12 protein-coding genes and 1 pseudogene are annotated in these 11298 nt (G+C 56.8%); 3 read left to right on the top strand and 10 right to left on the bottom strand.

The window, feature by feature from the left end; genetic code table 11:
- Window positions 1-2 precede the first annotated feature (2 nt).
- Entirely contained in the window at window positions 3-908 is a 906-nt protein-coding gene (gene arcC, locus HYPMC_RS14295) for a carbamate kinase (protein WP_013948694.1), read from the top strand.
- A 41-nt stretch (window positions 909-949) separates the two neighbouring features.
- Here the strand turns inward: arcC and HYPMC_RS14290 are convergent, their stop codons facing one another.
- Entirely contained in the window at window positions 950-1798 is an 849-nt protein-coding gene (locus HYPMC_RS14290) for a tetratricopeptide repeat protein (RefSeq protein WP_244420895.1), read from the bottom strand.
- Window positions 1799-1822: 24 nt separating this feature from the next.
- Window positions 1823-1909, bottom strand: a pseudogene (locus HYPMC_RS25060) (hypothetical protein); the annotation flags it as partial.
- A gap of 769 nt (window positions 1910-2678) precedes the next feature.
- Here HYPMC_RS25060 and HYPMC_RS14285 point away from each other — a divergent pair.
- Window positions 2679-3407: a c-type cytochrome gene (locus HYPMC_RS14285; protein ID WP_013948691.1), complete on the top strand. Its 729-nt coding sequence runs from the start codon at window positions 2679-2681 to the stop codon at window positions 3405-3407.
- A 154-nt stretch (window positions 3408-3561) separates the two neighbouring features.
- Here the strand turns inward: HYPMC_RS14285 and HYPMC_RS14280 are convergent, their stop codons facing one another.
- The 8 genes from HYPMC_RS14280 to HYPMC_RS14245 all read right to left on the bottom strand — a co-directional run bounded on the left by HYPMC_RS14280 (window position 3562) and on the right by HYPMC_RS14245 (window position 10668).
- Window positions 3562-4134 (bottom strand): hypothetical protein, encoded by a 573-nt coding sequence (locus HYPMC_RS14280; RefSeq protein ID WP_013948690.1) that lies wholly within the window; start codon window positions 4132-4134, stop codon window positions 3562-3564.
- Window positions 4135-4392: 258 nt separating this feature from the next.
- A complete protein-coding gene (arsH, locus tag HYPMC_RS14275) occupies window positions 4393-5136 on the bottom strand; it encodes an arsenical resistance protein ArsH (protein ID WP_013948689.1) in 744 nt (247 codons plus the stop codon).
- Entirely contained in the window at window positions 5133-5546 is a 414-nt protein-coding gene (arsC, locus tag HYPMC_RS14270) for an arsenate reductase (glutaredoxin) (protein ID WP_013948688.1), read from the bottom strand. Before arsC ends, arsH begins: the two co-directional genes overlap by 4 nt.
- A gap of 3 nt (window positions 5547-5549) precedes the next feature.
- A complete protein-coding gene (gene arsB / locus HYPMC_RS14265; RefSeq protein WP_013948687.1) occupies window positions 5550-6614 on the bottom strand; it encodes an ACR3 family arsenite efflux transporter in 1065 nt (354 codons plus the stop codon).
- A gap of 2 nt (window positions 6615-6616) precedes the next feature.
- The gene (locus tag HYPMC_RS14260) at window positions 6617-7141 is read right to left on the bottom strand and encodes an arsenate reductase ArsC (RefSeq protein ID WP_013948686.1); all 525 of its coding nucleotides are present in this window, start codon (window positions 7139-7141) and stop codon (window positions 6617-6619) included.
- Complete coding sequence (locus HYPMC_RS14255) at window positions 7138-7485, bottom strand: helix-turn-helix transcriptional regulator (protein WP_013948685.1); 348 nt, start codon at window positions 7483-7485, stop codon at window positions 7138-7140. The genes HYPMC_RS14260 and HYPMC_RS14255 overlap by 4 nt, the downstream gene beginning before the upstream one ends.
- A 71-nt stretch (window positions 7486-7556) precedes the next feature.
- Window positions 7557-10130 carry a cation-translocating P-type ATPase gene (locus tag HYPMC_RS14250; protein WP_013948684.1) on the bottom strand — a complete coding sequence of 858 codons (2574 nt, stop codon included), beginning with the start codon at window positions 10128-10130 and terminating at the stop codon, window positions 7557-7559.
- Between the two features lie 100 nt (window positions 10131-10230).
- The gene (locus HYPMC_RS14245; RefSeq protein ID WP_024276238.1) at window positions 10231-10668 is read right to left on the bottom strand and encodes a universal stress protein; all 438 of its coding nucleotides are present in this window, start codon (window positions 10666-10668) and stop codon (window positions 10231-10233) included.
- A gap of 166 nt (window positions 10669-10834) precedes the next feature.
- Here HYPMC_RS14245 and HYPMC_RS14240 point away from each other — a divergent pair, with 166 nt between their 5' ends.
- Window positions 10835-11284, top strand: coding sequence for a DUF3775 domain-containing protein (locus tag HYPMC_RS14240; protein ID WP_013948682.1), 450 nt, complete (start codon window positions 10835-10837; stop codon window positions 11282-11284).
- The last annotated feature ends 14 nt before the right edge of the window (window positions 11285-11298 follow it).

Here is an 11298-nt window from a genome sequence, read left to right as displayed (position 1 = left end):
AGATGCGGATTGTCGTTGCTCTTGGCGGGAACGCGTTGCTGAAACGCGGCGAGCCTCTGTCTGCAGAAAATCAGCGGCGCAATATGCGCGCCGCTGCCGATGCATTGGCCCTGGCATGTAAGGGACATGAAATCGTCATCGTGCACGGAAACGGTCCTCAAGTGGGCTTGCTCGCTCTTGAAGCCAATGCCTACAAGGCGCTCCCGCCTTATCCGCTCGATGTGCTCGGGGCCGAGTCGCAGGGGATGATCGGTTACGTCGTCGCTCAGGAACTGCGAAATGCGAGCCCGGAACGTCCCACCGCGGCGCTCATTACACAGACTATCGTCGATGGCAGCGATCCAGCATTTCAACGGCCGACGAAACCGATTGGTCCCGTCTACACTTCAGAAGAAGTTGCGTCGCTTCGGGAACAGCACTCTTGGACATACGCACAAGATGGGAAGTCATTCCGCAGGGTTGTGCCTTCTCCCCAGCCGGTGGAAATCGTTGAACTACCGATTATTGATAGTCTCGTTCGCAGCGGCGTTCTTGTCATCTGCGCTGGCGGCGGCGGCATACCCGTCCGTCGCAATAATCCAGACGGCAGGATCAGTGGCGTCGAAGCCGTCATCGACAAGGATCTAGCCGCAGCACTCCTTGCGGAGAAGCTTGGAGCCGATCAGCTGGTCATCCTCACTGATGTGGATGCTGTTTATCTTGACTGGGGAACGCCGCAACAAAAGGCCATCGGAAAAATCAAATCGCTTGATTTGCGCCGCCATGGCTTTGCGGACGGCTCAATGGGACCGAAGGTAAGCGCAGCGTGCAACTTCGCCGAACGGACCGGTCGCGCCGCCGTTATCGGATCTTTGTCCGCTGTGCAGTCTGTATTGAGTGGAGAGGGTGGCACGATCGTGCTCCCCTGACGGCCTCATCGTTGAGGTAATTTCACCAGATCCGTAGATCCTTAGAAGGGCAGAAATCCCCCCAGGGACGATTCATAGGTAGGTTTTCGAACGGTGCGGCGACCGCCGCTCCCTTTGCGCGCCAGATATCTCTTGGCGTCCGGGTCCCCCAAGGCGGCGGCTTTCTGCAGCCATGCACGGCCATCCTTCGTCATGCGGGGACCGCCTTTCCCTTGGATCAAAGCAATGCCGTAGTCGTACATGCCGATGCGATCACCCGCATTGGCAGCCTTCTCGTACCACTGGCGGGCTTCCGGAAGATTTTTAGGGCCACCCAAGCCCCTTTCGAGGAGAAAGCCATATAGAGGCATCGCAAACGAACAACCGGCTTCAGACGCGCTCTTAGCCCATGTACGCGCCGATGAATAATTCACGGCAACGCCTTGCCCGTGCGCGTAGATCGTTGCGAGCATCCCCATAGCGTCCGCATCACCTTTTTCGGCTGCTTTTTGAGCCCAGTCCCGCGCTCCGCTTAAATCCTTTCGACCGCCTGTCCCGTCATACAAAACTTTCGCATAGTAGGTCATGGCCCGAACGAGGCCCTTTTCGGCCGCCTTCTGATACATTTCGCGCGCGCCCTGGGGATTTGCCGGGCCACCCGTCCCGGTTTCAAAATAGTAGCCCATTCTATACAAGCCGTTGGCGTCGCCCTGATCGGCCGCCCGCTGAAACCACGACCGTGCCACCGCGAAATCTTGAGGGCCGCCCTCACCATCCTGAGAAAGATAGCCCATCCAATCCATCGCCGGGACATTCCCGGCATTCGCTGCTTTCTCAAACCAGGAACGAGCAGAGGCAACGTCTTTGGGGCCGCCTTGGCCGTTGTGCAGCATCATTGCCAGGCTGAACATTGCTTCTGATAGGTCACCGTTATTTGCGGCCGCTTCATACCATTTTCGAGCGGCTGGTAAGTCCGCGTCGCCCCCCAATCCTTTCTGTAGGATCGACGCCAAAAGGTTCATCGCAGAAGCATTGCCGGCGTCCGCTGCGTGTGACAGCAGATCTCGCGCCTGAGTTAGGTTTCCGTCGTCGTATGCCTTGGAACCGGCTTCCCAGAGTGCCACCCCTTTCGGGTCAGCGTCCCTCGCGGAGGCGCCCGTGTGACTGAAGAAATTTATAAGCACGGCTGCCAAGGCGAAGACGAATATCCGTGCCAATTCTCTTCTCCGTCTTATGCCGTGCTTGTTCAAAACGTTCCCACGAGATGCGGCGGGTAGCTGCAACGGCTATCATCGCCTTCGAGGCCTCGAATAGCTTCACTCATGACATCACCGATGGCACCAACGATTGCAGGATGTGTAAGATTCGCGCTAGGCCAAGGCATTGCATGCGCTGATGGCCACCTGACGTCTGCGGCAAATGTTATAGTCATATCGCCCGGGCTCGTACGGAGCACCGTAGACGCGCCACAAGATATTGATTTAATAAGCAAAACGGAAGGGCGTGGCTGTTTTAAATAGCTGCTTTCAGATGCCGTTCCAAGCGATTTTGAGCCAGCTTTCTAGGCTCGCGTGGTGCTAGCCCAGCTAAAAACAGATTTCGAACGGCTGGTGCATCTCGGCCGCGGATATCGATCGTGACAACTCGGTTGCTCCTTCGCGACGACATCTTTCACATAAGAGGCTTCCCCATGACCCTCAGCTCTCGAGCAGATTTGGTTGATGTGAATCAAGCATCGCCGGAAGTGCATATGCGAGCCTCGAAGCCATTCATTGCTCGGGAGGTTTCGTCATGTCCAAGAGCGGGAATCACACGCCATTTTATTACGTCGCAATCGCGATAGGAGTTTTTGGGTTTCTGTTGGTCGGTAGGCCTGCCGCATTCTCCGAGCAACTTCAATCTGCGCAAACCAAGTCGGAAGCCCCAACGGATGCCGGGGAAGATGCTAAAGCAGCTATTGATGCCGCCAAGAAAGCCGCTTTGAACGCAATCGAAAAGGCACGGCGAGCTGTTAAAGACGCAATCGACAAAGCGCGAATTGTTATTCCGCGTTCCATTGACAATGCTCAGCATAGAACGACGGAAGCCTTGGACAAGGCGCAACGAAGCGCAGATGAGTTCTTCGATAAGACCGAAGATGCGACGAAGGATGTCCTCGGCAAAGCTCGGGAAACTATCGATGAAGAGCCAAAAGCAATGCCCGATCAAAGGTTCAAAGCGGGTGAACAAACATACCGGACCTACTGCGCCTTATGCCATGGAATTGGTGCGAGCCCGGGGATATTTGCCGAAGGGCTGAAGAAGCCTGCTCCCGATCTAACACAAATCTCCAAGCACAACGGCGGTTGGTTTCCCAGGGGGAAGGTGGAAGGAATTATCCGCGATGGCGGCATAAGCGGACACGGAACAATGCGGCTGCTTGCATGGGAGGGTTATTTCAACGAGAACATGCCACCTGACGCCGCTGATCGTGAGATTGATGAGCTCGTCTCCTATTTGGAGAGCCAGCAGGCACGGTGAACCCAATACCAGTCTTGGCATCGTTGTTCGCATGAGTTCATTAGAGCCGTGACCTGACAAGTTCTTCGGCAGTTGATGTTGGTTCCTCACGTATCGACGCGCCGAGGCCTGCGACGTCTGTCGATTGCACACTCTTTTGAGAGCAGCTCCAGGATCATCCCGACGGAATTTTCTCCAGGTGCACAGTCGCTTGCGCCAGTCTAAGAAATAGATCTCGCCGGCGCTTCAGCGGCAACCAATCGTAAAGAAAAGTCTCGATCGGCTTCCAATTGGCGACCCATCCAAAGAAGACTAAGCTCTCGGAGACGATGGCCGCAAGCGGCCCTGCGCCGAGCGTGCTTCGCACCAATTGGCTGCCGAGGAGACACGCCACCAGGGTGGCGGAGCCCACGAATAAATAGAGGCGTCCGATTCTAAACAGCTCATTTAGTTCGCGTTGCGCAAATTGGGCGCGTTCTGTGAAGTAGTTTGCCAACGCCGACGGAAGCTCGCACTTTTGAGCATCATGCATCGCCTCGTCGGGCAAATGGATAACAATCTTCAGAGGCAAGTCTGATGGTAATTCGCGTGCCCAGCCGACGATGTACTCTTCGGCATCTTGATCCAGATCCCGCTCGTGAAAAGGCGATGGGTCGAGCGAGTTAAAAAGCTGCGCCAGCTTTTGAATCCGCAGCTCGATGACGCCATGGGCGTTCGATGTCTTCTCGTCAGTGTTGTTTGTTGCCATAAGCCCGAGCGCCTCTCCGAACCTCCGATGGCGATGATAATACAAGGCTTACGCAGACTTGAGCGAACTACAGCAGAGTATCCGCTTGGCCCAAGTACGAAATGGCATTTCCACCCACTTAGGGACGACTACTTGAGGTGCGGGGGGAGGCCACCAGAGTCTGTTTTCTATGCATCACGGACGAGACGCCATATTCGCCCCATTCGAGTCGCGGAATTTGGCGTGATGAGCGTCCGAACGAGCGGTCGTTGAAAGGCTTTACCGCCGCGGCGTGTCGTTCACGGCTGAGGGCAGGTTCACGCGACGCGACAACTCCTCGGCGCTTTCCTTCCTTTCGCTGTAACGATCGACAAGATAGTCAGCGCAGTCGCGGGTAAGCAGGGTGAACTTCACCAGCTCCTCCATCACATCTACAACGCGGTCGTAATAGGCTGATGGCTTCATGCGGCCGTCCTCGTCGAATTCATTGAAGGCCTTTGCGACGGAAGACTGGTTCGGAATGGTGATCATCCGCATCCAGCGGCCCAGCACGCGCATCTGGTTCACGGCATTGAAGGACTGAGAGCCGCCGCTGACCTGCATCACGGCCAGCGTCTTGCCCTGGGTGGGGCGAATAGCGCCCGTAGACAAAGGTATCCAGTCGATCTGTGACTTCATCACGCCGCTCATCGCACCGTGCCGCTCCGGCGAGCACCAAACCTGGCCCTCGGACCAGGCAGCAAGCTCGCGCAATTCCTGCACCTTGGGATGGGTCGCGGGCGCGTCATCCGGCAGCGGTAGGCCATGCGCGTGAAAGATCTTCGTTTCGGCCCCGAAATGCTCCAGCAATCGCGCCGCTTCCATCGTGAGAAAGCGGCTGTACGACCGCGCGCGCAGTGAACCGTAGAGCAAAAGGATACGCGGCTTATGGCTACCCGCCGCGGCGAGCTTATCCTCGGCGGGAATGTGCAGATGCTCGTGCGCGATGTTGGGCAGGTCGCTGGCGCCGTTCTTGCTCATCAAGCCTTCTTTCTTGCCGCAATCACTTCGCCGTCCTCTTTGGTGAAGTTGCCGATGTTCGGCTCCGCCAGGATGTCGAGCACCGTCTCCGATGGCCGGCACAGCTTCACGCCTATCGTTGTGACAACGATAGGCCGGTTGATGAGGATAGGATGCTCCATCATGAAATCAATGAGTTGATCGTCGGTCCACTTGGCATTGCCCAGGTCGAGTTCGGCAAAGGGCGTTCCCTTCTGGCGGAGCAGCTCGCGCGGGGTGATGCCCATGCGCCTAATCAGGTCCACCAGTGTTGTGCGCGAAGGCGGGGTCTTGAGGTATTCAATGATCTCCGGCTCCTCGCCGCTCTGGCGGATCATCGCCAGCGTGTTGCGGGAAGTGCCGCAGGCCGGGTTGTGGTAGATGGTGATCGCCATCGCTCATTCTCCTGCTTGCGCGGATAGGCCACGCTTTCTGACCGTCCGACCGGCCTCGTACCAGTCGCGCGACGAATTGACGATCTTCACCACAGACAACATCACGGGGACCTCGATCAGCACGCCAACGACGGTGGCGAGCGCTGCGCCGGAGTGTAGACCAAAGAGGCTGATCGCGGCGGCGACTGCCAGCTCGAAGAAGTTGCTGGCGCCGATCAGCGCGGAGGGTCCCGCCACGCAATGAGCTTCGCCTGACGCGCGGTTGAGAAGGTAGGCGAGCGCCGAGTTGAAATAGACCTGGATGAGAATGGGTACCGCCAGCATGGCGATGATCAATGGCTGCGCCAAGATCTGCTCGCCCTGAAAGCCGAATAGCAAGACCAGCGTGGTGAGCAGGGCCACGAGGGATAGAGGCTGAATGCGCCGAAGCAATGCGTTCAGCGCCCCCTGGCCACCGGTCGAGAGGACGACGCTGCGGATCACCTGCGCGATGATGACCGGCACCACAATGTAAAGCACGACCGACAAAAGGAGCGTGTTCCAAGGCACCGTGATCGCCGAAAGACCGAGCAGCAGACCGACAATCGGCGCGAACGCGAAAACCATGATCACGTCGTTGAGTGCCACTTGGCTCAAGGTGAAATGCGGCTCGCCGTCAGAGAGGTTGCTCCACACGAACACCATGGCCGTACACGGCGCAGCGGCGAGGAGAATGAGGCCGGCGATATAACTGTTGATCTCCTCGGCTGGTAGGTACGGCCGGAATATCCAGCCGACGAAGATCCAGCCCAGAAGCGCCATCGAGAACGGCTTTACCGCCCAATTGACGAAAAGAGTGACGCCGATGCCGCGCCAATGAGCTTTCACTTTGGAAAGCGCTGAGAAATCGATCTTCACCAGCATCGGAATGATCATCAACCAGATCAGCGCCGCGACGACGAAGTTCACGTTGGCCACTTCCGCCGCGGCGATCCCTGCAAAGGCAACAGGAAAGAAATGACCAAGCGCGATGCCGAAAACGATGCAGAGGGCGACCCATACCGTCAGATAGCGTTCGAAGGTTGACATGCTCAGGCTCTCTCCGGCACGGCTGAAGCTTTCAATCGGCCAATGTCGTTGAGGCGATTCTGGAGGCTGAGTTCGTCGAGTGACGCGAGCGGCAAACTGGCGAAAATGCCAATCCGGTTGTTGAGCATGCGGTAGGTATCGGCAAAGGCGAGCGCTCGCTGAGCTTCATCCCCCTGAGCCTCGGCGGGGTCCGGCAGGCCCCAGTGTGCTGTCATCGGCTGCCCCGGCCAGATCGGGCAAACTTCGTTGGCGGCGTTATCGCAAACGGTAAAGACGAAATCCAATTCGGGTGCACCGGCTGCCGTGAACTCCTCCCAGGACTTTGAGCGGAGAGCACCGGTGTCATAGTTGAGCTTATTCAGAAGATTGATGGCCAGCGGGTGAACCTCACCTTTTGGCATGCTGCCCGCGCTGTAGCCATTGAACTTCCCTGCGCCGATGCGGTTGATGATGGCCTCGCCCATGATGGAACGGGCGGAATTGCCGGTGCAGAGAAAGAGGACGTTATACGGTCGATCTCGGGTCATTTTGCTTCTCCCTTACACAGCTTACGCGCCTTTTTGATTGTCGAGCCGCAAAGCTCCGGATTTCCCTGGCAGCAGTCGTCGGTGAGAAAGCTCAAGAGTTGTCGCATTCCCTCAAAGTGCGCCGCATAGCGGATGTACCGGCCAACGCGCGTGGCATGGATTAGTCCGGCGCGGTCCAATTCTTTAAGATGAAATGACGCTCCTGTTGGGGTGGCGCCAACAGCTTCAGCGATCTCGCCTGCAGGCAGCCCGTTTGGGCCCTCCCGCACCAGGAGCCGGAAGATAGCGAGGCGCTGATCGTGGGCCAACGCCGCGAGACGAGTGACAGCTTCATCAGTGTTCATAAATAGACAATACAAGAATTATTGAAATATGCAAGCCTTGTAAAGACTGCTCACTTAGATCCACCCTCCCATCAACGGATGGGTCGATCAAATATGCCTTTCAGCAGCTCCAGGATTATCAGCAGTACAACGCCCACGCTGACTGATATGAGCGCATCATGAGCGTGAAAAGCGCCAAAGTCGAAAAGGGCGCGTGCAGGTGTCCAGTAAAGAGTTGTCGCAAAGATTGCCGTAGCGAGTGCGAAGACTGCCCAGAGCATGGGGTTGGGTCGGACGAGAGATCCGAAGAGCACAGTGTCAAAGCTGCGATTGATAATAACCAATGCAACCGAGGATGCGATCATTGCACCGAAGGAGAGGGAACGAGCCTGATCGGCGGGAAGACCATACCGCAAAGACGCAACATACAGGCAGGCAATGAGAGCAAACGCTATTACACCCTGCAGCAAACACCATAGGAGCCGCGCCAATGAGAGCAGGGGCGCCTTTGCCGATCGAGGCGGGCGGCTCATGACATCGGATTCTTCCGGCTCGTTTTCGAAGGCGATAGAGCAGACTGGATCGATGATGAGTTCGAGGAAGGCAATGTGTAAGGGGCCAAGGATTGTTGGCAGTCCAGCGATGATTGGAAACAGGGCGAGTCCTGCGATCGGCACGTGAATAGCTGCAATGAAGCCCGTTGCCTTGCGAAGATTGTCAAATATTCGACGGCCTAGCCGAATAGCAGTGACGACCGAGCTGAAGTTATCATTCAGAAGGACGAGTGCAGCCGCTTCACGTGCCACGTCGGTTCCGCGACCGCCCATAGCAACACCGATGTGGGCTGCTTTCAGAGATGGCGCATCGTTTACACCATCACCAATCATCGCAGTAATCTCGCCGTTCGCCTGAAGCGCTTGAACGATGCGCAACTTATCGGCCGGCGTAATTCGCGCGAAGACGGAACATTCCCTGATGTTGCGGCCGAGGGCCGCCGCAGTCATGCTCTCGATTTCTGGTCCCGAGACCACACAGCTTGCGTCGATACCGGCTTTACGAGCGATCGCAAGGGCCGTTGTCGGATAATCGCCGGTGATCATTACGACGCGAATGCCCGCCGCCCTGCATTCGCTGACGGCACTAGCAATATTCGCCCTGATCGGATCGGTAAGGCCTATGAGGCCCACAAATTGAAAATTGAAAGCGTTCGGCTCGAGCGGCAGATCTCTTTCAGGAAACGTCGCTTCGGCGACGGCTAATACGCGCAGCCCCTCGCGCGCCATTGTATCCGTCATCGTGGAGACCCCGGCGTACTCGGCGGCCGATAACCCGCACAGCTTGGCTATCGTCTCGGGCGCGCCTTTGGCCGCTATTTTAAATTCGTCCGTAGATTTCGCCCGCCAAGCATTTACCACGGCCAGGCGCTTCCGTGTCATGCCATAGGTGCGCTCCAAGACGTCCCGATTTCGCGATTCTGTGCCGCAAGAACGCGCCTCGGCAAAATCGACGATGGCGACGTCCATTGCGTCCACAGGCGTCGGCTGCGAAGCCAGCGCTCCGGCGCGGATGAGGCGATGGAACTGAGTAGGCAACGAACCCAACGCCTCTGGCTGGCTCGCGCCAAATGTATCGCCTGTCGGCAAGCGCAGTTCAGCAATCGACATACGGTTCTCTGTCAACGTACCAGTTTTGTCGGTGCAGAGGACGGTGGCTTCGCCGAGTGCCTCTATCGCGGCCGCACGTCGCGTTAAGACTTGGGCGCGCGAAAGACGCCAGGCACCCATGACCATAAAGACGGTGAGTACGAGCGGGAATTCTTCAGGCAGCATCGCCATGCCAAGCGAGATGCCTGCAAGGAGGGCGTGGAGCACAGAATGTCCCGATGCCCACTGCAATAGGAAAGCGAGAGAGCAGACCGCCACGCCGATAATCGAGAACATCCGCACAAGACCATTGATCTCGGCCTTGAGCCGGGGCGGTTCCGGTTCAATTCGGGCGAGTGAGGCACCGATTTTTCCGATCTCGCTTCGGCCTCCGGTTGCGACAACTTCGGCTTTGCCTTGTCCCCGAACGGCGAGCGTGCCGGAAAACAAGTAAGGCGTATCATCGCCACCAGGTTTGCGGTCTGTCGGAGCCGACGCATCCCTATCGACAGGAATCTTGCGGACTGCAACGGATTCCCCTGTCAATAGTGACTCATCGGCCGACAAGTCACCTTCAATCAAAAGCCCATCGGCAGCAATCCGATCACCTTCGCTGATGATCAAAATGTCGCCGCGGACAACATCTCTGCCAGCGATGCGGCGACGCTCTCCATCCCGAATGACGAGAGCACGAGGGCTCGAGAGCTCTTTTAGGGCCTGCAGAACACGTTCACTGCGAAACTCTTGGACAATTGCGATGGCGACGGAAGTTGTCGCAAAAAGACAGAGGACAATCGCTTCGCTCGTTTCGCCAAGGATGACATAGATCCCGCCAGCGCAGACGAGGAAAAGAAACATCGGCTCACGCAGTACCTCCAACGTAATCGCGAACGCAGAGCGTCTGCTTTTACGTTCAAGCTCGTTTGGACCCTCAGTGGCGAGCCGCTTCCGCGCCTCGTCCATCGTGAGGCCGACCTCAAACCGGGTGCTCCGTTCCACGTTGTTCGCGTCAAGGGCCATCATAAAAAATGACTATAACTTCTGGCCGCAAGCGTCGCCGTCGCAAGAGATGCTGCGAGAGCGACTGTGCCATCCACATTGTCGGATAAGTGAAGGAAGTCGCTCATCGGCAGATCAACACAGAGACAGCACAGGTCGTGACGACGCGGTGGGCCTGACTGCCAAGTACAAATTCCACCAAGCCGCGATGCCCGTGAGACGCCATAACAATCAAATCACAGGCCCGCGCTTGCGCCGCCTGGACGATGCCCTCAGCCGGAAATTCGTCTTTGATGTGCACGGTCTCGCAGGTTATTCCGACTTTGGCGGCTGCAGAAGCAGCATCGGCAAGAATTTTACTCGCGTTTGAAGCCGCCGCTTTTTCATAATCTTCGATCGGATACACCACCGCGACTTCGGCCGGAGCGACCATCCTCCACGGTTCGGTGACTGTTACAATCGTTGCTTTCGACCCGAGCGCTTTCGCCAACTCGCAGCCCTGTGTAACTGCACGTTGGGCAAGCTCTGATCCGTCTGTCGCGATGAGTAAATGTTTGTACATATCGCTTTCCGAAAAAGATGTTTGCTGATGATCTTCGCTGTAGCGCACTGTTTTCCCTTGATGAACGTCAATCTCAAAGAAATTTGAGCTTCTGGACGTGCTTGACGGCGATCAAGGTCGGTTCGGGAAACATAGCCATTTTTGCTTCATTTGAAGGATTCCGAAAATGGCGAAGCCAGCTAAAATTATTGATGAAGCGCCTGAACTGCCTGAGCTTCAGATTTCTCCCGAAAAGGTTTGCTTCGTTATTGCGAAGGCGCGGGAGTTCGACGCGAAAGACGCCGTCAGTGAATCAGATCCCGGCTCGAACGCGTCCGACGACAAGATGACATCTGTTCTGGAAGATCACACGGACGATCCCGTCGTTGAAGAATTAACCTCGGTAATCAACGACATGAATGAAGACGAGCAGATTGATCTTGTCGCGCTTGTTTGGCTTGGCCGCGAAGACTATTCGGCCGCGGATTGGGCCGAGGTGCGCAAAGAGGCGGCCCGCGCGCACAACAAAAACACAGCGCGCTATTTGCTTGGCATTCCATTGCTCGGAGACTTCCTGGAAGACGGCTTCGCGCTTCTCGGTCGTTCCTGTGAGAAATTTGAGCTGGATCACCTTTAATTCTGAAAGGCGAC

It is taken from the genome of Hyphomicrobium sp. MC1 (genome assembly GCF_000253295.1).
GTDB lineage: Bacteria > Pseudomonadota > Alphaproteobacteria > Rhizobiales > Hyphomicrobiaceae > Hyphomicrobium_B.
Note: the sequence above shows the minus strand (reverse complement) of the source record. Positions and strands in the feature narration are given on the sequence as shown.